The organism is Streptomyces changchenzhani, from assembly GCF_039766235.1.
In the GTDB taxonomy this organism is placed as follows: Bacteria; Actinomycetota; Actinomycetes; order Streptomycetales; family Streptomycetaceae; genus Streptomyces.
In genome coordinates this window covers 253,984-274,173 of sequence record NZ_JBDHNH010000003.1, presented here as the reverse complement: position 1 = coordinate 274,173, position 20,190 = coordinate 253,984, and the positions used below count along the sequence as shown (strand labels likewise).

Here is a 20,190-nt window from a genome sequence, read left to right as displayed (position 1 = left end):
GCGGGCCGAGCGGAACTTAGGTAAAGCTAACCTCATCTCGGGGGCCTGTCGACAGGGCGAAGCGGATATATCGTGCGTTTCGCGTGCAAACTCAGCTCAAAATAGTAGCCCGTTGCATCCTTAGGTAAGCCTTGCTTTACTTAGCGTCGCTCGGTCATTGTCTATAAGAAGGAGCCTCATGCGGGTCGTCATGTTCGGATATCAGACCTGGGGGCACCGCACCCTGCGAGCTCTCCTGGACTCGGAGCACGACGTGGTGATGGTCGTGACGCATCCCAAGAGCGAGCACGCGTACGAAAAGATCTGGAGCGACTCCGTAGCCGATCTCGCCGAGGAGCACGGTGTGCCCGTGCTGATCCGCAACCGCCCCGACGATGAAGAGCTGTTCGCCGCCCTCAAGGCAGCCGATCCGGACATCATCGTGGCCAACAACTGGCGTACGTGGATACCTCCGCGCATCTTCGGTCTCCCCCGCCACGGCACCCTGAACGTGCACGACTCACTGCTGCCGAAGTACGCCGGCTTCTCCCCGCTGATCTGGGCACTGATCAACGGTGAGCGTGAAGTGGGCGTCACCGCGCACATGATGGACGACGAGCTCGACGCCGGTGACATCGTGGCCCAGCACTCAGTGGCGGTCGAACCGACGGACACGGCCACCGATCTGTTCCACAAGACGGTCGACCTCATCGCCCCGGTCACGGTCGGCGCACTCGGCCGTATCGCCGCCGGCGAGACCGAGTTCACCAAGCAGGACCGGTCGCAGGCGAGCTTCTTCCACAAGCGTTCCGCCGAAGACATCCGCATCGACTGGAACTGGCCCGCCGAGGACCTCGCACGCCTCGTGCGCGCCCAGTCCGCCCCGTACCCGAGCGCCTTTACCCACCACAAGGGCAAGCGCCTCGAAATTCTGACGGCGGTCGTGTCCGAAGGAACCTACGGCGGCACCCCCGGCCGCATCTTCTACCGCGAGGGCACCGGCGTGGCGATCGTCGCGGGAGCCGACGCCCGCACCGGCCGCAACCACGGCCTGGCCATCACGCGTGTGCGCACCGAGGACGGCGAGGAAATGACCGCCACTGACTACTTCACCTCGATGGGCGGCTACCTCACGGGCCGTCCGTGACGGCCGGAGCACCAACACCCACCACAGAACCAACACCCTGAGCACCACCGGTTACGGCCACGGGCCGGCCCGTTGTCGTCGCCCGCGCGGACTTTCCCCTCCACGCGGCATGGCGCTCGCCGGCTTGCTGCGACGCTCAGCAGTCCTGCAGCCCGGCGAGCGCCATGCCGCGTTCCCGGGAGTGGGCCGTGCCCTCGGCCAGGGAGAGGGCGATCCGGAACTCCTCCCGTGCCTCGGCACGCCGGCCCGCAGCCGCGTAAGTGTTACCGAGGCGGGTGCGGATCTCCATCTCCAGGGCCCTGTTGGTGTGCTCGTCGAGAGTCGACAGGGCTTCGTGGTGGAGGGCGAGCGCCAGGTGCAAGTCTCCCTGACCTTGTTCCGCGGCTCCGAGCCGGGACAGGCTCACGGCGCGCAGTGGCAGGTCTCCGACCTCCCGGGCGAGTTCGGCCGCCCGCCGGAGCAGTCTCCCGGCCTCCGCGTACCGGCCGAGGGCCAGGTGGGTGTCCGCGGTGAAACACAGGGTCTTGCTGATCATCCTGGGGCGGCCGATCTTCTCGGCGAAGGCGAGGGACGAGGCGTAGTACGCGAGTGCCTCCTCGTGCCGTCCCTCCTGGCTGTGGAGGGCGCCGAGGTTGCACGTCGACATCCCGGCCAGCCAGTCGTCGTCGAGGCGGGCCGCCATGTCCACCACCTCGCTCAGGTGCACGACCGCCTCCTCGGTGCGGTCCATCGCCCGCTCCGAGGCGCCCAGTCCGGCAATGGCGCGGGCCTGCTCCCGCAGGTCGCCCTGGCGGCGGGCGATGCGCAGTGCGTCGGTGAACCAGGCGTGCGCCTGTGGAAACCGCCCCTGGTAGATGTCGGTGATACCCATGCAGTTACGCAAGGAGGAGGGCATCCGCCGGTCGGCGGACACCTCCGCGCAGGGCAGTGCGAGCTCCAGGGCCACCCGGCACTCGTGGTAGCGGCCCTGGCGCACCAGGTGGTCGACCAGGCCCTCGGCGATCCAGCAGGCGTACCCGCTCTCCCCGGCAGCGACCGCGTAGGCCACCACGTCGACCAGTTCGCCGCCCGCTGCGTCCAGCCACGCGGCGGCGGCCGACCAGTCGGGGAAGGGCGAGTCGGTGACGTCCGGGCCCGTCGGGAAACCCTCGGGGCCCCAGTCGCCGGCCATCCGGCCGGCCGCCGTGTAGAGGTGCAGCACGGCAACGCGGGCCGCGGCGGCCTCACTCGGGGCCGCGGCTGCGAGCCGCAGCGCGAGGGTCCGTACGAGGTCGTGCAGCCGGTAGCGGCCCGGCTGCGGCTGCTGCAGCAGGCTCGTGTCGACCAGGCGCTCCAGGTGCTCTTCCGCGTCATCGCGGCAACGGCCCAGGATGACGGCCGGAGTGAGCCCGTCGAACACCGCCGTCGGTGACAGGCCCAGCGCGCGGAAAGCGCGCTGCAGTTCGGGCGCGAGCTGGTCGTAGGACAGCTGCAGGGCGGCCTCCACACTGCGGTCCTCGGCCCGCAACTCGCCGAGGCGCCGCGAGTCGTCCGACATGCGACCCACCAGGTGGGCCAGCGTCCACGACGAGCGGTTCTGCAGCCGGGCTCCCGTGATCCGCAGCGCCAGCGGCAGACCACCGCAGTGCCGGGCGAGTTGGCGCGCGGCCTCCGGTTCCCGCCCTGCGCGCGCCTCACCGAGGAGGTGGCGCAGCAGCGCGACCGACTCGCCCGTACCGAGGGGCTCCAGGCTGAGCCGCAGGTCGGCGTCGAGTCCGGACAGGCGCTGTCGGCCCGCCACCAGCACCCTGCTGCCCGGGCCTGCGGGCAGCAGCGGGCGCACCTGCTCCGCGCTGAGGGCGTCGTCCACGACCAGTAGCAACCGCAGCGAGCTGGTGGCCGCACGCCAGGCGGTGACCAGCTCGTCCAGGTCGTCCGGCAGGTCGCCGTCGGCGCCCTTGACTGCGTGCAACAGCCGGTGCAGCACACGCTGGGTCCCGCTGCGCTCATGAGCGGCGCCGTGCGCGTGCAGGTCCACGAACAGGCAGCCGTTGGGGTAGCGCTCGCGGAGCGTCCAGGCGGCTCGGACCACCAGCGCCGTCTTGCCGATGCCCGCCGTGCCGTCCACGGCCGCGACGGATACGGCCCCGGCGGGCACCGGTGCGGTGAGCAGGGCGAGTTCGGCCTCCCGCCCGACGAGGCAGGCAGTGTCCCCGGGGAGTTCATTGCGTGGCGGCCGGGGGCTCGCGGGCGCGGCCGCGCGCTGCCGAACCACCCGGCCGAGCTGGGCGGTGTCCCGTCGCAGGATGCCCTGATGCACCCGGCGCAGTTCCTCGCCGGGCTCCACCCCCAGCTCGTCGCGGAGCCGTTCCCGGGTCTCCCGGTAAGCGGTGAGTGCCTCGACCTGTCGGCCGCTGCCGTACAGCGCGCGCATCCGCAGTGCGGCCAGCGGCTCGTCGTACGGCTGAGCCGCGCCCGACGTCACGAGCTCGTCCAGGGCGTCCGTGTAGTGGCCGAGCTGCACCAGGCACTCCAGCCGCTCCTGGTGGAGCGCGCGCCGCTGCCCGGTCAACCGCTGTCGCTCGGCGTCGGCGAACGGCCCCGGCAGGCCGGGCAGCGGCTCGCCGCGGAACAGCTCCAGTGCCCGGGTGCACAGGTCGAGGGTGGTCGTGGAGTCGCCCGCGGCTACCGCTCGCCGCGCGCCGACGGTCTGTTCGCCCAGCTCGCCGACGTCTGTTCGCGCCCCGCCCGCCACGAAGCGATAGCCGCCGCGCTCGCCGCGGATCACCGAATCCGCAGGCCCGGCACCGGCCGCGTCCAGCGCTTTGCGCAGCGGGTAGATGTAGCTCGACAGGACTCGGCGGCCTGTCCCCGGGGGCTCAACTCCCCATACGTCGTCGAGCAGTTGCTGGTGGGTGATCAGTGTGTCGGGACGCAGGACGAGCGCGGCCAGCACCGCCTGCCGCCGTACGTGCCCGAGATCGAGCGGCGACCCGCCTCGACGGCCCCTGACCGGCCCGAGCAGGTCGAGCCGGAGCTCCCCCGTCACCTCTGTATCCACCCCAAAGCCCCCCGTGTCCCCGACTTCAGCGAAATTTCATGTGTATTGCATCGCCTCGCGAAAGAGTTTGGCAAGTCGCGCCGGCTTCCGGAGCCCCTTCGCTCCAGGCCCGGCGCACGGGACAGACCTGCGCCGTTGACGACGGCGAGAACCGGACGGAAAGGCAACTGCCCCGTGAGTGAGACCCCGCAGACGAACCCCGAACAGGGTCCCGTCCCCACCGGCCCCACCCAGCCGCTCCCGCAGGGGACGCCGGGTTGGGGACCTGCCGCGCAGCCCCCGGGACAGCTGCCGCCGATCCCGGCCCAGCCGCCGGGTGCGCCGTCGGCCTGGTCGCAGACGCTCCCGCTGGGCGGTGCGCCGACCGCGGGGCGGCCGCACGGCAGTGCGCGCAGCTGGCTGATCGGCGGGGGCGTGGTGCTCGCCGTGGGCGCGATCGTGGGGGTGGTCCTCGCCGTGTCGGGCAGCGACGGCCCTCCCGCCGCCTCGGGTAATCCCCCCGGTGCGGCGGGAGGCGCCGCCAAGCCGGCGGCGCCGGAACAGGCGCCTGCGGGAAAGGCGTTTACCAAGGTGCCCGAGGGGTGCGAGCTGATCAAGGCGTCCACCATCGCGCGCGTCGCGCCCGGAACCGAGTGTGAGCCTTCGCAGTTCGACAAGGCCACCATGGCAGCGATGATCACCAGGATGCCGAGCTGGCGAAACCCTTCCGGCTCCGGGGGCGCTTACGTCTCGCTCAATGTGAACCTCACTGTCGGCCCGTCGGCGGCGAGCATGTACGACATGCACAAGACGAGCGCGCACACGGCCCTGAAAAAGGTACGCACCGTCACCGACTCGCGGTCGCTCAACGATCTCGGCGAGGAGTCCCACCTCGTTCATGCCGTGGACAAGGACTCGATGCCTCTGGCGGAGGCCAAGGTGATCGTCCGCGACGGCAACGCCGAGTTCACCGTGGGCTTCACCTACTCCCCCTCGGACTCGGGCAAGAGCGAGAAGCAGGCCGAGGACGACGCCATCGCCGTCGCCCGTGACGTACTCGGCTCCCTCCGCTGACGCCCCGCCCCGGCACTGTGCGCACCGAGACGACGGGCGGCCGTGACGCCACGGCCGCGCAGCAGCGTCATACGGGACGGATCGGACCGTACGAAGTCTTCCAACTCCTGGGCGAGGGCGGCATGGGCCAGGTCTTCCTGGCCAGGTCGCCGGGGTCGCGGCTGGTCGCACTGAAGGTCATCCGGCCCGAGTACACCGAGACACCGGGCTTTCGCGGGCGCTTCAGGCGCGAGGTCGACGCCGCCCGGAAGGTGAGCGGCTTCTTCACCCCGGCGGTGCTCGACGCGGACGCCGACGCCCAGCAGCCGTGGTTGGCCACCGCCTACGTCCCCGCGCCGTCCCTGCACGACGTCGTACGCCGCTTCGGCACCCTGCCCGAACCGGCTCTGCGCGCTCTGGGCACGGGCCTGGCGGAGGCGCTGCTGGCGATCCACGCCGTCGGCCTCGTCCACCGTGACCTCAAGCCCGGGAACGTACTCGTGACCCATGACGGGGCCCGTGTCATCGACTTCGGCATCAGCCGGGCGATGGACGCGACGCAGATGACCCGGACGGACGACGTGATCGGAACGCCCGGCTTCATGGCGCCCGAGCAGATCACGTCGAGCCGCGGGACCGGGCCGGCGGCCGACGTCTTCTCCCTCGGCTGCGTCCTGGTGTTCGCAGCCACCGGCCGGGGCCCCTTCGGCACCGGAGGGGCCGCCGAAGTCCTCTACCGGGCCGTGCACGCCCCGCCACGGCTGGCAGGCGTACCCGACGCGCTGCGCCCCCTGGTCGCGGCCTGCCTGGACAAGAGCCCCACCGGCAGACCGCCCGTCACGGCGCTGCTGGCCGCACTGGGGCCCACCGACCCCTCCGAGTTGCTCACTCCGGGGCTGCGAGAGGACCTCGCCGTACGGGAAGCGCACGCGGCCCTCATGGTGGCCGCACCGCCGGTACCCGACGCCGCACCGGTGACGGGCGGGCCGGGCGCGCCGAGCCGCCGCCGCTTCCTGTGGATCGCCACAGCCGGCGGCACCGCCGCTGCGGCCGCGGGCGTCCCGGCTCTGGGCTGGTGGACGTCGAAGCCCGATCGCACCAAGGAGCGTGTCACCGGCGCGGGCACCACCGTTCGACCCGCTGCCAAGCCGGCCGCGGGCCCGGCACCGCAGTGGTCGCGCCCGTTGAAACGCCTGCAGGGCGGACAGCTGCGGCTCCTGGGCGACACCCTCGTGCACTGGGACCAGAGGACCGCGGTCGGCTACGACACCGCGACCGGAGAGAAACGGTGGACGGCCTCGCCCCGGGTGCCGTCCGATGTCTCCAGTGAGCCCAAGTGGCTCGGTGTCCAGGGATCGACCCTGTACGCGACGGCCTGGGGCGACCGCGGCTACCTGCTCGGCCTCGACGACAGCGGCGCCTTGAAGTTCAGCCATGCGGTCACCGAGCCGGAGGAGGGGTCCTTCTTCCCCGACCATCTCCAGGACGTCTTCTGTGACGCCGGATCGGTCGCTCTCATCGGCAGCGACGGCGATCGGGGGTACCGGGTGCGCGCCGTGGACCTCGTCGCGGGAAGGGTGCTGTGGTCCCGCAAGGTGTCCGGCAGCGACTACCACGCCTACTCCGACGGGCGCACCTGCTTCCTGCAGGACGGCGGCACCGTCCATGGAATGGACCTTCGGACCGGCAGGGTGCGCTGGACGGTCCGGGACCTCTTCGTGCCCGGCACCTATCCGAACCTGAACACCGACGGGAAGGCGCTGCTCGTCACCAGCGTCAAGGTGCAGGCGTTCCGCGCCGCCGAGGGCCGCTCACTGTGGACGGCCGTCAGCGAGCCGACCAGTCTCAGCCCCACCACGGTTGTGGGCAGGCGAGCTTACGTCGCGGACGGCCAGGACACCATCTTCGCCCTCGACACGCGCGACGGCAGCCAGCTGTGGCACACCGCGAGCCCGCTGTCCCTCTCCCCGGGAAGCGCACTGCACCCGGGGCCCTCCGTGTCCTCGTCCCTGGTGGCGCTCCCCCTGTTCAGCGCCGTGACCCCGGGCTTCGTCGTGCTGCGCGCCTCGGACGGCAAGCTGCTCTGGGCGCACCAGGGCTCCGGCTCCGAGGCCTCGGCCAAGGACGCCTGGTTGGTGCAGGTCGTCGGCACCACCGTCTATGCCGCATCCGAAACCACTCTCTACGCCTTCCGGAGCGACACCCCATGACCACCCAGGCCAACCCCAACCCCACCTCCACGCACATCGGACCGTACCGAGTGATCAGGGAACTCGGCGCCGGCGGCATGGGCCGCGTTCACCTGGCCGCTTCGCGCAGTGGCCGAGCCGTCGCCGTCAAGGTCGTCCGCTCCGAGCTGTCCGCCGATCCCGACTTCCGGCGACGGTTCAAGGCCGAGGTGGACGCGGCACGCGCGGTCAGCGGCGCCTTCACCGCGCCGGTCGTCGACGCCGACCCCGAGGGGCCGCAGCCCTGGCTGGCCACCGCGTACATTCCCGGCCCCTCGCTCGCCGGCGCCGTCGAGGCCCACGGGCCCATGCCCGAAGCCACCTTGCGCGTGCTCGGTGCGGGCCTGGCCGAGGCCCTGTCCGCCATCCACCGCGCGGGGCTGATCCACCGCGACCTCAAGCCGTCCAACACCCTGCTCGCCCTCGACGGGCCCAGGGTCATCGACTTCGGCATCAGCCGGGCCGTCGACGCAACCGTGCTCACCGCGGAAGGCCAGATCATCGGGTCGCCCGGCTACATGTCGCCCGAGCACTCGACGGGGGCCGAACTCACCCCCGCCAGCGACGTGTTCTCCCTCGGCTCCGTACTCGCCTTCGCCGCCGCCGGCGCCCCGCCCTTCGGCACCGGCGCGGTGCACGCGCTGCTCTACCGCGCCGCTTATGAGGCGCCGCAGTTGGACGGTGTCCCGCACGCTCTGCTCGGCATCGTCGCCGCCTGCCTCGACAAGAACCCGGCCCGGCGGCCGACCGTCGCGGATCTGCAGGCGTGGCTGCGGCCGACGACCACCGCGGGCTGGCTCGGCGCGGTCGAGCAGCAGGTGAACGACACGCAGCGCAACCTCCACGACGAGGTACGCGCTCCGCTGCTCAGCCGGCGCCGGGTCCTGGCCGGGGGCGGGGTGCTCGTGGCGGCCGCGGCAGCCGGAGGCACCGCGCTTCTCATCCGTTCCCTCGACCGGGACGCGACCACCGCCACCCCCGAACTCTCCTGGACCAAGGACCTCCCACAGCCGGACATGTCCCTGTTCGCAGTGACGCGGTCCACGCTGCTGTGCGCCGGGAAGACCTCGGGAGCCTGCTTCGACCGGCACTCAGGCAAGCCGCTCTGGAAGGACCTGAGCGGCCAGAACACCGCCGCCGTTGCCGACGACAAACACGTCTACACCATGCGCACCGACGGGAAGGTCCACGCCCTCGACGGCCGCTCCGGAAAGGAGCTGTGGGACGCGTCTCCGACCGGGAACAGCGCGACGCACCTGGAGTACACAGACGGTTCCCTGCTCATGACCATGGGCAGCAACGGGAAATTCCAGTGCCTCGACACGTCGACGGGCAAGGTGCGGTGGCAGTCGAAGGACGGCGGCGGAACCAGCGTCGTCGGCCCCACACGCGACGGTCAGCTGGTCCTATGGGGCAGTGAGTCGAAGACGCCCACGACCGCCAGTCTCAACGGCTACAGCGTCGTGGCCCCGGACACGGGCGAGCGCCTGTGGTCGAAGGACTTCGTCGCCCTCTACCCGCCGGCCGAGGGAAAGGCGCTCTACGCCATCGACGGGGACATGAACCTGCTCGCCCTCAAACCCGACGACGGCGGCACCCTCTGGAGCCGCCCCACCCGCCTGCCGCCGACGAACAGTCAGATCCTGATGTGGGAGGGATCCTTGCGCCTGCAGGAGGGGACCCTGTTCTGCTACCCGGGCACCGGCGCCTCCGGCTCCACCAGCGGACTGCTCGCCGCCTTCGACCCGAAGTCGGGGAAGAACCTGTGGAGCAAACAGACCGCCGCCCGCGGCAACCGGGGATACGACCGGTCCGGCGCGACCGTGTGTTACCTCGACAAGGTCCTGCACGGCGTCGACGCCGTGACCGGGGCCACCCGGTGGACGGCGGGATCCGGCCTCGGAACGCTGCAGTTCCTGGGCGCCACGCGCAGCCTCTTCCTCGCCGCGGGGCCGAAAGGGCTGTACGGCTTCCACGCCAAAACGGGCAAGCAGGTCTGGCACCACCCGGTCAGCGGCGGATCCGGCCACTGGTCGGCGTTCCCCGTCGGCGACCACCTCTTCGCCGGCTGGGCCGGAAAGCTCTTCTGCTTCTCAGTACCGAAGGAATAGAGGAAATGGGAGGAAGAGGAGGAAGAGGAGGTCCTGACAGAAGCCGTGCCCCGGACGCTCGCGCGGTGGCCCGACGACCAAGCTGCACCCGGCCGTCGAGCAGAGGCAGAAACCCTTGTCCGTCGTGATCACTGCGGGTTCACGCAGCCGACCGTGCCGATGACACCGACAGGGCTGCCGGGTCCACCAGGTTCACCAGGTCCACCGGGTTCGAGATCACGGGCGAGTGGCGGGTACCGTCCCGGTGCCTGTCGGCCGTCACAGCGGGCCGCCTGGCCGTCCTCGTCGCTCCTGCCCACCCAGCCGGCCCCGCCAACGCTGCCGGTTCGGTCGATTCGCAAGCTCGTGGACAAGCTCCTGGAAAGGTCACCCCGTTGTGGCCGCGCAGCACCTTGCTGGCGGGCACCAGGACGTGCCGTGTGATCGACCTCGACGGCCGGATGACCGAGGTGACTCGACGTCCACTCGTTGCCGGCCTCATCGGCGAACTGACCACGCACCACCCGCTGGTCGGGACACTGACTGTCACCCCGCAGACACTGCAGAGCCCGCAAGGCAGCGGTCCGGCTGGGGGATGAGGCTGTCGCATCAGGCTGTCCGGCAGGTCCAAGTGCGGAACTGTCACGCTTCAGAGCTGCTCAGTCCGCGCAGAGTTCGGCGAAGCGCTGTGTGCTGATGTTGCCGCCCGAGATGACCAGCCAGACCCGGGGCGGGAGTCGGTCGATGCGCCCGGCCATCAGGGCCGCCAGGGCGGTGGCGCCGCTGGGTTCGACGACAATCTTCAGGCGCTCGAAGGCGAACCGCATGGCGTCACGGATTTGGTCGTCGGTGACCAGTGCGATCTCGTCCACGAGCCGCTGGTTGATGGAGAAGGGTGAGCTCTCCGGGAATCTCGGCTGCCTGACCGTCGGCGATCGTTCGCGGTACGGGGATGGAGATGCGCCTGCCCGCCCGCAGGGACCGCTTGGTGTCGTCGCCCGCCTCGGGTTCGATTCCGATCACCCGGATCCCGGGATGCAGGCCCTTGGCAGCGGTCGCGCTGCCCGCGATCAGCCCGCCGCCACCGACCGGAACCACCAGCGCGTCGAGTTCGCCGACCATGGCCCCTTCCGGAAGGGGTCGGCGTTCCGGTGGACAACCCCGATACCCCCCAATCCCGCAACTCCCGCCACCAGCCTTGACATCACCTCAACCGTCGGGCAGCTCAAGCACAACTCCTGCATCCGCTGGACCGGACCCGCGATCGGTGAGGGGCTGCGCATCGACGGCGTCCACGTATGGACCTTCACCAAGGTCAAAGGCGGCGTCCTCGTACGTACCGAAGAGACCCACACCGGAGACCAGGTCGAAGCGGACGTCCCCACCGCGACGAAGATGCTCAGCGAGGGCCTCAAAGGATGGCTGGGCGACCTGAAGACCGCCGCCGAAGCCCGCACCAGCCACCAGCGGCACTGAAACCGCGCACCAGGCCCGGACCCGCGCCGTAGGTGGCGCCTTGTCCAGGACCTAGTCGGCGTTCTTCGTCGATCGAGTGGCCTTCCGCGCACTTCAACACGATCCGCGACCCACGAGTGCCCCGCCGGCTCCCCCTCCCCCGCTCGTCGGCGTCGGCTTCGGGTGGCCGCATCGGACCGTACTAGGCTCATAGACCAGCCACCAGCCACCAGCTCACCCCAGCCGCCGCGAAAGGAGCCCCATGCCCTCGGACAGACCAGAAGACCACCACCGGGCACCTGAAGTGCCGATGGCGGACACCCTCACGTACGCTCCGCCCGGCGCGACCTGTCCCGGCGACAACATCTGGTCGATCAGTATCCCGGGCTACCGCCGCTACGAACGCACCGTCGTCATCGGGCACGGCGACAGCGACTGGCGTGCCGCCTCCGATGCCGTCCTGCATTGGGGCATCAAGCGCCGTAGCGGCTTCAGCATCACCCCTCTGGCGGGCGCCGGAGAGCGAGTCATCGAGGGGGCCGAGTACCGCGTCACGGCGGCGTGGGGCCCGCTGGCCGTTCACGAACCGGTCCGGGTCGTCGCCGTCGTCGACACCCCCGGCACATGCGGATTCGCCTACGGCACACTGCCCGGACACCCCGTGTCCGGCGAGGAAGCCTTCATCGTACGCAACACCCCCGAGGGCCACGTCACCCTGACCCTGCGCTCGCTGACCGGCCGCGCTCCCAAAGGCCCGTGGCGCCCTCTGTTCCCGCTGCTTCTGCTCGCACAACGTGCCTACCGTCGCCGGTACCGGCGCGCCCTTCGGCAACCCGCAGGAGGCGCGTGATCGTCCCCGTACCTCTGAGGTCGCTGGAACTGCGGATAGGTAGACATCACGGCGCGTCACCGCGTGCGTCCCGTGGGCCGAAAGCCGCGAGAGCATCGGCATCGGTTGCCCGGGCTCGGAGGAAGTAGTCGGCCCACTGGGTGATTTCGGGATATGAGGAGTTGCGGGTCACGTGGGTGATCGCGGCCTCGATATCGAGGTTCGTGGTCCGCAGGGGAGGACGCGAGGGCGCCCCGGGGCACATCCCCGGGGCACATCCCCGGGGCGCCCTCACCCGTATGAGCGCCCGCGCGCGCCCGTGTTCTCGGCCGTCAGGCGCAGTACTGCCCCTGCTTCCCGATCGACCGGTACATGCAGTCCGCGTTCTCCACCAGTTGGAGCACCGCGTCCCGGTTGCGCGAGGTCTCCCGCTCGATCACCTCGTCCGGCGGGTAGAAGCCGCCGCCCGAGGCCGACCCCGGGTACAGCTCGAAGGTGTAGCCGAAGATCTTCTGCGAGCCCCACAGCCAGTCGTCGATCGACCCGTCGGTGATGTAGAGGTCGCTGGACTGCTCGGCGGTGTAGCCGTTGCTCGCGCCCATCTTCTGGCCCACGGCGGCGAACGCGTTGCGGTCGTCGGCCGTCATTCCGGGGGCAGTGTCGTTGTACGTGTAGCCGAACGGCCACAGCACCAGCTGGCTGTACGTGTGGAAGTCGATGCCCGCCTTGATCTGCTGCTTCCCGCCGACCACCCGGCTACGGACGAAGTCCGCCACAACCTTCGTCTCGGGCGCGGACTCGGCGGCGGCGCCGCGGTAGGTCTCCGACGAGCGGCTGGACGAGGAGCCGCCACAGCAGCCCCAGTTGTAGTTCCAGTTGCGGTTGAGGTCCGTACCCACGTAGCTGGAGCCGGAGTTGGGCTGCCGGTTCTTGCGCCAGCTGCGGTAGGAGCCCGACGCGATGTCGTACTCGCCGCCGTCGGGGTTCAGGTCCGGCACGATCCACAGCTCGCGGCCGTTGACCGCCTGGGTGATCCGGGAGTCGGTGCCGTAGTCCTCGCCGAGCTCGCGCAGCAGGTAGAGCGCCATCTCGACGGTCAGGTGCTCGCGGGCATGCTGGTGGGCGGTGAAGAGGACCTCGGGCTCGGCCTCGTCGGTGCCGACGTTGTCGCTGACCTTGATCGCGACGATGTCCCGGCCCTGGTAGGTCTTGCCGATCACGCGCTTGCTCATGATCGAGGGGTACGCGGCGATGCGTGCGTTGATCTCCGCGTTCATCTCGGCGTAGTTGTGGTACTTGGAGTCGGCCGGCGGGAAGTCGAGGGCGCCGAGGCCACCTGTCGCTTCCGGTTGGGCGCCCGGTGCGGGCAGGGCCTCCAGCACATGACCGCGGGCACGAAGCTTTTTGGCCTCGGCGGCATCCGCGGTGATCACGATGCCGTGGTCGTGCACCTCGTCGATCGAGACGCCGGTGCGGGCGATCGCGGTGCGGGTGGCGGGAGTGGTGTGCCCGGTGATCTCGTACTGCCGGGTCCGCTCGTCCGCGGCGACGGCCGCGCTCCGGGACGAGGCGTCGGCGCCGGTGACAGCATTGAGGGGGGCGGTGAGACCGAGGGCGAGCAGAACGGCGAGGGCGGCGGTCCGTCCGACCTTCGTCGGCCGGGGTATCCGTGCGTTGACGAGTCGCATGCTGGCAGTCTCCTGAGTCCGGTGAGGTGGGGGTGGAGCTGTGCGACGCGCACATGGTCGTGCTATGGCATGCCCAGGTCAAGAGAGCGGTTCCGGCCATCACGCACCCGCACCCCGACGGGACCTCCGGGCGCCCATAGCCATGACGGGAACGCCGTGACGCGAGGTCCGTCAACTGCCGGGCCGAACACCGCTCGGCGCTCGCCGCCGCGCCACGCGGGATCAGCGAACCCTGCGGGCCACCCGGACGTGGACCGAGGTCGGCGCGAATGCTTGCCGCCGCGCGGCGGATCGCCTAGCGTATGGCAACTATTAGGAACCCTTCCTAACGATTCGCCGTTGAGGAGTCCCCCATGTGGACGTTGCGAAGGGCCGCCCAGGCCACTCTCGTCACCAGCCTCGCCCTGGCTGTCGCCACCGGCCTCGCCGGGCCGGCCGCGCAGGCGCGCCAGCCCGCCCCCGAACAGGCCGAGGGGCAGAGCGTGCCGGGCACGGGGCATATCCGAGTGGACCAACTCGGGTACGCGACCAGGAACACCAAGTGGGCCTACCTGATGACGCCCGGGGCCTCGGCCGGGGCCCGGTTCGTAGTGCGGGACGCGCGCGGGCGCCAGGTGTTGAGCGGCAGGGCCGGTGCGGACCTCGGGAAGTGGAACGAGGCCTACCAGCATGTCTACGGGCTTGATCTGAAGGCATTGCGCAAGCCCGGGAAGTACCGGGTCGAGGTCGGTGGTGTGAAGTCGCCGCAGTTCACGGTGGGAGGCGCACGGCTCTTCGACGAGGCGGCCGACAAGACGGTCACGTTCTTCGCCTCACAACGTGACGGCAAGAACGTGATTCCCGGAACGCTCGATCGCAAGCCGTCGCATCTGACCGACCGCGCGGCCCAGGTCTACGACTGGCCGGTATTCGCCGGGCCGGACACCGACCAGTCGCTGGGTGAACTGAAGCCCATCGGCGGGCCGGTCGACGTCGAGGGCGGCTGGTACGACGCCGGGGACTATCTGAAGTTCACGCATATCGCGGCGTACACCGACACCTTGCTCTGGGCCTCGGCCCGGGACTCCCGCTTCGCCGACCCGAAGCTGCTCCGGGAGGCGCGGCACGGCTTGAGCTGGCTGGACAAGATGTGGGACGAGAAGACCCGTACTTTGTACATCCAGGTCGGAGCCGGCGCGGGCAACGCCGAAGGGACCTTCGTGGGCGACCACGATGTGTGGCGGTTGCCCGAGGAGGACGATCTCGACGCTGATCCGGCACACCGGTTCCTGAAGAACCGGCCGGTGTTCCGCGCGGCGGCGCCCGGGAAGCCGATCAGCCCGAACATCGCCGGTCGGACGGCGGCGGCCTTCGCTGTCGCCGCGCAGGTGGAGCCCGACCCGATCAAGGCGCGGCGCCACCTCGACACGGCGGCGCAGATCTACGCGCAGGCGCAGACGACCGGCGTCGGTCAGCTGGTGACGTCGTTGCCGTTCGCGTTCTACCCGGAGAGCGTGTGGCGGGACGATCTCGAACTGGGCGCGGCGGAGCTGGCTCTTGCGGGGCGCAAGCTGGGTGATCCTCGGTCGAAGTCGTGGTTGCGGGACTCGGCCCGGTGGGCCAAGGAGTACCTCGCGCACGATGCGGGCGGGGACACGTTGAACCTGTACGACGTGAGCGCGCTCGCGCATGCGGATCTGCTGAAGGCGATTCGGGCGCACCGGGCCGGCGGGCTGGCGGTCGGCGCGGCCGATCTCACCAAGGACCTCAAGGCGCAGCTCGAAATCGGCCGGCGCCGGGCCGTCTCGGATCCGTTCGGGGCGGGGGCGGCGTACAACCAGTTCGACGCCGTGCCGCACGCTTTCGGGCTCAATGCGACCGCCCGGCTCTACCGGGCGGCGACCGGGGACCGGTCGTACGACGCGTTCGGAACGCAGCAGCGCAACTGGTCGTTCGGCGCGAACCCTTGGGGCGTCTCGTTCATGGTGGGGGTGGGAGAGAACTTCGAGCAGTGCCCTCACCACCAGATCGCCAACATCAAGAAGTCCACCGCCATCGGTGCTGTGGTCAACGGGCCGAACAGTGAAGAACTCTTCACCGACGGGCTGGGCGACAACCTGGATCGAATGAACCCGTGCCCGCCCAACGCTGTTGATCGGAATGAGGAGTTCACCGGACGGGGATCGCGTTACGTGGACGATGTCCGCTCATGGCAGAGCTCCGAACCGGCCGACGACTTCGCCGCCATCGCCACCTACGCCCTGACCCTCGAATCCCGCTGATCTCCCCTTTGGTCCGACGAACCCGTCCCAGGCCTCGCCGAGTGAGGCCTGGGACGGGGGAACCTCCTGGGTAACCCAGGGACAGTCAGCCGATCGTCAGCAGTCGCGCCTTGCCGGGCAATCCCTTCGCGTCGACGAGCGAGAAGGCGGCGACCGCTCCATCGGTCGTGACCGGCACGGTCGCGCCGTGCGCGGCTCTGGCCGGAACCGTTCCGGTGATGGTGGGGCGCGGCTTCTCCGTACCGTCGGAATTGAGCAGGTACGGAGGGGTGAAGATCGCGCCGTCCGAGCCTCCGGGACAACAATCGCCGAAGAAGCGGCCAGATCACCCGACCCAATGAGCCACGCGCACCACGATGCGGGGCGGACGGACAGCGCGGGGGTCTGAGGCCATGCGGCCGGAGTACGCCGACAGGGGCCAGGACAACCCTGTCACTTGTTGTTGAGAATCAGTGACTTGTCGGCCTCCGGCAACCACCCGCCGATGGGCACTTCCAACCATTGGCGCCCATGCACCAGCTGGTCAATTGTCCCGTTCAACGCCTCAAGACCCTTGTGCCGTAGCCCTTTTCGCCACACAAGTGAAATCGGTGACAGTGGGATGGGCTCGACGATCGGCAGTAGCACCATGCCCGGTACGGCGATGAATTCGGTGCTCGCCAGCACCGACCACCCTTGCTTCCGAACGACCCGCACGAACTCCTGGGCACCCTCGATCCCCGGGAAGGCCGGCGCCACTTCGATACCCCGACCCTCGAACAGCCGAAGGGCGAAATCCGTCCACTCCGCCGTGTCCGGGTTGCCTGCCCCCGCATACAGGGTCTCCCCCGCGAGAGCATCGAGCGGGACCGCATCCAGGGCCGCCAGCAGATGATCTTCGGCGATCAGCACAGCCACTCGCTCGAACCGCACGGCCCGGTGCTCCAACTGATGGAGCACCGCGGGGTCGAGCCCCGCTACGCGCCCCGCCGCAACATCGAGCCGCCCGGCCAGAATCTCCGCAGCCGCGCCGGTGAGCCCGCTATGGAAGCGGGCCACGAACTCGACATCGGGCGCGGCCGTACGTACCTCCTCCAGCACCTGGTAGGCGGTACCGATCGGCGTACCCACATCGAAGACCAGCGGCCTGTCCTCTGGCGCCCGGGCGGCTGCCAGCTCGTTGTAAGCCGCCAGCACCCGCCGCGCGTACGGCAACAACCGCTGCCCCTCGCCGGTGAGGGAAACGCTCCGGGTGGAGCGCACGAACAACTGTGTCCCGAGCTCCCGCTCCAGTCGCCGGACATCCCGGCTGAGCGCCTGCTGGGCGACGTAGAGCCGGGCGGCAGCTCGGGTGAAATGCAGATCCTCGGCGACGGCCTCGAAGGCGCGGAGCAGGCGGGGGTCAATGTCATGGAACACGGCGCAAACATAGCTTGTCGTTTATCCTCATCTCCTTGAAGGGGTGGGGATGGAACAAGATGGAACAAGCGGTCTTTGAGTCCATCAGGTACTCGGCCGGGTGCCAGGACTGCGGTGCCGAGTTGGAGTGCTGGGGTGTCCAAGCCTTGGTGAACGGTTCCTTGTGCTGGGACACGGAGTCCAGGTGTCCAGCCTGCGGGTTTGCGGTGGCTGTGTGCGGTGGTGACCTGCCTGCCGAACTGCGGGGCCGACTGCTCTCCGAGTGTGGTCCAGCGCGCCTCCAGGTAGATCCATCGGCGAGGAACGCTGCGATCATGCGCGTTCTGCGGGCAGAACTTGGCATTGCTCTGGCCGACGTCAAGTCTGTGCTGAGCGAGGTCGTGGCGGGAGTCGCCTCCGGCACGATGCCCGAGATGGAATTCCTGGCTCGCAAGCTGCGGGCGTCTGGGATCGATGCCGTTGCTGCTCGGCCCTAGAGGACCTGATCTGGCGGCTCAGCTGACTCACCGGGGTTTGGTGCCTGCCTTGTGGTGGGTGGGCCGGCGGTAGCGTCGGCCGGTGACGAGTCCGAGGCCGACGTTGTGGCATGTGGCCGACCGTAGCCGTCATGCGACACTCGCCCCATGAACGACTGTCCGCGGCCCGGACGACTCCCCGACCGGGGCGGACCGAGCCTGAGGCCGCCGTACGCAGTGGGCCGACCGACGTGGAGCCAGCCATGAGCACAGCACGGGACCTGTTGATCGTCACCCTGGGCAAGGAGCCGGACGCCCCCGTCGCGCGCGGTGATCTGTCGCTGGCTCTCGCGGGAGCCGAACTGATCGACCTCGTCCGGGCCGGAACGGTCACCCTCGACGGCGACCGCATCGTGCCCGGCCTCCGGCCGGCGACCGGCGACCGCCTCCTGGACGAGGCCGCGACGGCCGTCGTCGGGCAGGAACCGTACGAATCGGCCGAGGACTGGCTGTGGCGACGCGGCCGTGACCTGTCCTCGGCCTATCTCACCGCGCTGGAGAAGGAAGGGCTGCTCACCCGGGCACGCGGCCGGCTGATCCCGGTCCCGACCGGCCGCAGGACGCTGGCCGACTCGCCCGCCCGGCACGCCGCCGAGGAACGCCGGGCGTCGGGCGAGCCCGTGTTCGCCGCGCTGACAGCCGCCGTGGGCATCGGGGAGGAGCCGGCCGAGGGCTCGTGGGACCACACCGACGACGCGGTCGTGGCCGTACTTGCCGCGGTCGGCGACGCGGTGACGGAACTGGAGGCCGTACGACAGCGGCGGACGATCGAGAACGCGGCCTACGACAACATCTGGCGAGCTCTGTGAGGCGGGCAAGGCCACGGCAGCTTTATCCTCACGGCCTTCCTGCTGAGTGGCTATCAGTGACGGAGCGCAGCGTCAGCGGAAAGGCTGCTCCTACGAGTCCTGATCTGGGGAAACCCCACTCGCGTGTGAAACACATGCAAGGCCAGACGATAAACGACAAACTTACATCGTGAGTGCGTTAATCGGTCCGGAGCAGGTGTTGGACCGCGGGAGGGCGCGGCCGCGAGAGTGGGGTCATGCCACTCGACGAGACACCGAATCCCCCTGTCCTGGCACTCTCCGGCGATCTTCTGATCGTCATCGGACCGCGGTCGACGCACGAGCCGTGGCGTCGTGCTCCCGGGCGCCCCTCCGCGTTCCGGCGACTCCTCGTCGCCCTTCGCGCGGCACGAGTCTCTGCCTGAGCGGGCACGGAATGGAGCGCACATCCTCGACCGCAGAGGGCTTTGGCGCACCTGGCTTGCCGCCTGCGGTCCGGGGCCGGGGTACCCCGGTGTACTCCACGATGGTGGCCACCGCCGTGCTCCGGTGGAAGGGTGTACCAATGGGAGCCCACGGGCCTGACGGACCGCAACACACCACCGAGCCCCTACCTCCTCCGCCGCTGCAGCGAGAAGGGCGACCACCATGACCGCGCACACCCCCTCATCCCTGCCGAGCCTGCTCGCGGTCTTCGCGCACCCGGACGACGAGTCCCTGGTCGCCGGCGGCGTTCTCGCTCAGCACGCCGCCGTCGGCGCGCGCACCGCCGTCGTCACCGCCACCTGGGCACCGGACAGCCACCGCGCCGCCGAACTCGCCGATGCCGTAGGGATTCTCGGCGCCGGCAAGCCGCGCATGCTCGGGTACGCCGACGCCCGCATCCCCCAATCAGCGCCCGGGCAGGCCCGGTTCTGCGATGCACCGCTCGATGAAACTGTGGGGCGGCTCGTCGGACACTTGCGCGAGGTCCGCCCGGAGATCGTCGTCACCCACGACGCGTACGGCAATCTGACCGGCCACCCGGACCACGTACACACCCACCGCGTCACCACGCTCGCCCTACAGGCCTCGGGACTTGAGCACCTCTACCCAGAGACCGGGGAGCCTTGGCAGCCCAACGCCGTCTACCTGGCCACCCACCCGCACTCGGGCGTCGGAGAGCTGGGCAACCTTCTGACGCAGGTCGGCAAGTCCGTACTGAGCGTGCCGGACGCGCGAGTGACCGCGGCGGTCGATGTGAGTCCGTGGCTCGCACAGAAGTGGGCCGCCATCCTCGCGCACCGGAGCGAAGTGGAACGTACCCGTGCCCTGCCAGGCATCCTGTCCCGCCTGCCTGCTGACGCCCGGCAGCGGATCATGTCCATCGAGTACTACACACGTTTCGACATCAAGCCAACGCCGGGGGGCCTACGGCAGCCGGCACTCTGACCCCGCAGGCCGCCCAGCCCGAGCCCGACGGCTGCGGCCCGATGCGCATGCGGTCGCTGTGGTCAGCGCGGTCGATGCCCGGAGGCGGACACCTGACCGCACGCAGCATCACCCCCGCCCTGCCGTCGCGCTGACATAGCGTTCACGCCCCGGCGACGCCGCATCGCCCAATGTCCGACCCTCTCGAATACCCGTGAACCCCCGCCACCCGTTGGGCGTTGGACGGGATGGACATGGACGCCCGGTTTCGCCTCCAACGAGGGGAGGCGGACCCGTCGTACGCACATGCCCGGTCCCGGAAGTCCCGCA

Annotated in this window: 13 protein-coding genes and 2 pseudogenes; 11 read left to right on the top strand and 4 right to left on the bottom strand. The window is 70.0% G+C overall.

Going from position 1 to position 20,190, the window contains the following annotated elements; genetic code table 11:
- Positions 1–178: 178 nt before the first annotated feature.
- A complete protein-coding gene (locus ABCR94_RS12690; protein WP_347119365.1) occupies positions 179–1,126 on the top strand; it encodes a methionyl-tRNA formyltransferase in 948 nt (315 codons plus the stop codon).
- A gap of 136 nt (positions 1,127–1,262) precedes the next feature.
- Here ABCR94_RS12690 and ABCR94_RS12685 read toward each other — a convergent pair whose 3' ends face one another.
- Entirely contained in the window at positions 1,263–4,154 is a 2,892-nt protein-coding gene (locus tag ABCR94_RS12685; protein ID WP_347119364.1) for an AfsR/SARP family transcriptional regulator, read from the bottom strand.
- A gap of 186 nt (positions 4,155–4,340) precedes the next feature.
- Here ABCR94_RS12685 and ABCR94_RS12680 point away from each other — a divergent pair, with 186 nt between their 5' ends.
- The 4 genes from ABCR94_RS12680 (at position 4,341) to ABCR94_RS12665 (ending at position 10,115) form a co-directional block, all read left to right on the top strand.
- Positions 4,341–5,219, top strand: a complete 879-nt coding sequence (locus ABCR94_RS12680; protein WP_347119363.1) for a hypothetical protein — start codon at positions 4,341–4,343, stop codon at positions 5,217–5,219.
- Positions 5,220–5,236: 17 nt separating this feature from the next.
- Complete coding sequence (locus tag ABCR94_RS12675) at positions 5,237–7,408, top strand: serine/threonine-protein kinase (protein ID WP_347119362.1); 2,172 nt, start codon at positions 5,237–5,239, stop codon at positions 7,406–7,408.
- A complete protein-coding gene (locus tag ABCR94_RS12670) occupies positions 7,405–9,537 on the top strand; it encodes a protein kinase domain-containing protein (RefSeq protein ID WP_347119361.1) in 2,133 nt (710 codons plus the stop codon). Before ABCR94_RS12675 ends, ABCR94_RS12670 begins: the two co-directional genes overlap by 4 nt.
- Positions 9,538–9,956: 419 nt before the next feature.
- The gene (locus ABCR94_RS12665; protein ID WP_347119360.1) at positions 9,957–10,115 is read left to right on the top strand and encodes a hypothetical protein; all 159 of its coding nucleotides are present in this window, start codon (positions 9,957–9,959) and stop codon (positions 10,113–10,115) included.
- 60 nt (positions 10,116–10,175) lie between these two features.
- On the opposite strand, the pseudogene ABCR94_RS12660 reads toward ABCR94_RS12665, so the two are convergent.
- A pseudogene (locus ABCR94_RS12660) lies at positions 10,176–10,632 on the bottom strand (pyridoxal-phosphate dependent enzyme); the annotation flags it as partial.
- Here ABCR94_RS12660 and ABCR94_RS12655 point away from each other — a divergent pair.
- Positions 10,633–10,992, top strand: a pseudogene (locus ABCR94_RS12655) (SRPBCC family protein); the annotation flags it as partial.
- A 241-nt stretch (positions 10,993–11,233) separates the two neighbouring features.
- Positions 11,234–11,821 carry a DUF1990 domain-containing protein gene (locus tag ABCR94_RS12650; RefSeq protein WP_347119359.1) on the top strand — a complete coding sequence of 196 codons (588 nt, stop codon included), beginning with the start codon at positions 11,234–11,236 and terminating at the stop codon, positions 11,819–11,821.
- Between the two features lie 311 nt (positions 11,822–12,132).
- Here ABCR94_RS12650 and ABCR94_RS12645 read toward each other — a convergent pair whose 3' ends face one another.
- On the bottom strand, positions 12,133–13,488 hold the full coding sequence (locus ABCR94_RS12645) for a M14 family metallopeptidase (protein ID WP_347119358.1): 1,356 nt from the start codon (positions 13,486–13,488) through the stop codon (positions 12,133–12,135).
- A gap of 353 nt (positions 13,489–13,841) precedes the next feature.
- Between ABCR94_RS12645 and ABCR94_RS12640 the strand changes: the two genes are divergently transcribed.
- Positions 13,842–15,749, top strand: coding sequence for a glycoside hydrolase family 9 protein (locus tag ABCR94_RS12640; protein WP_347119357.1), 1,908 nt, complete (start codon positions 13,842–13,844; stop codon positions 15,747–15,749).
- Between the two features lie 432 nt (positions 15,750–16,181).
- Here the strand turns inward: ABCR94_RS12640 and ABCR94_RS12635 are convergent, their stop codons facing one another.
- Positions 16,182–17,147: a LysR family transcriptional regulator gene (locus ABCR94_RS12635; RefSeq protein WP_347119356.1), complete on the bottom strand. Its 966-nt coding sequence runs from the start codon at positions 17,145–17,147 to the stop codon at positions 16,182–16,184.
- 314 nt (positions 17,148–17,461) lie between these two features.
- Between ABCR94_RS12635 and ABCR94_RS12630 the strand changes: the two genes are divergently transcribed.
- From ABCR94_RS12630 to ABCR94_RS12620, 3 genes are all read left to right on the top strand, one after another.
- Positions 17,462–17,623: a hypothetical protein gene (locus ABCR94_RS12630; RefSeq protein ID WP_347119355.1), complete on the top strand. Its 162-nt coding sequence runs from the start codon at positions 17,462–17,464 to the stop codon at positions 17,621–17,623.
- A gap of 242 nt (positions 17,624–17,865) precedes the next feature.
- Positions 17,866–18,471 carry a GOLPH3/VPS74 family protein gene (locus tag ABCR94_RS12625; RefSeq protein ID WP_347119354.1) on the top strand — a complete coding sequence of 202 codons (606 nt, stop codon included), beginning with the start codon at positions 17,866–17,868 and terminating at the stop codon, positions 18,469–18,471.
- 627 nt (positions 18,472–19,098) lie between these two features.
- Complete coding sequence (locus ABCR94_RS12620) at positions 19,099–19,881, top strand: PIG-L deacetylase family protein (protein WP_347119353.1); 783 nt, start codon at positions 19,099–19,101, stop codon at positions 19,879–19,881.
- Positions 19,882–20,190: the final 309 nt, after the last annotated feature.

What these genes read in the sequence shown, in the direction of transcription:
- ABCR94_RS12690 (WP_347119365.1), top strand. Translation starts at nt 179, where the DNA reads ATGCGGGTCGTCATGTTCGGATATCAGACCTGGGGGCACCGCACCCTG.
- ABCR94_RS12670 (WP_347119361.1), top strand. Translation starts at nt 7,405, where the DNA reads ATGACCACCCAGGCCAACCCCAACCCCACCTCCACGCACATCGGACCG.
- ABCR94_RS12650 (WP_347119359.1), top strand. Translation starts at nt 11,234, where the DNA reads ATGCCCTCGGACAGACCAGAAGACCACCACCGGGCACCTGAAGTGCCG.
- ABCR94_RS12645 (WP_347119358.1), bottom strand. Translation starts at nt 13,488, where the DNA reads ATGCGACTCGTCAACGCACGGATACCCCGGCCGACGAAGGTCGGACGG.
- ABCR94_RS12640 (WP_347119357.1), top strand. Translation starts at nt 13,842, where the DNA reads ATGTGGACGTTGCGAAGGGCCGCCCAGGCCACTCTCGTCACCAGCCTC.
- ABCR94_RS12630 (WP_347119355.1), top strand. Translation starts at nt 17,462, where the DNA reads ATGCGCGTTCTGCGGGCAGAACTTGGCATTGCTCTGGCCGACGTCAAG.
- ABCR94_RS12625 (WP_347119354.1), top strand. Translation starts at nt 17,866, where the DNA reads ATGAGCACAGCACGGGACCTGTTGATCGTCACCCTGGGCAAGGAGCCG.
- ABCR94_RS12620 (WP_347119353.1), top strand. Translation starts at nt 19,099, where the DNA reads ATGACCGCGCACACCCCCTCATCCCTGCCGAGCCTGCTCGCGGTCTTC.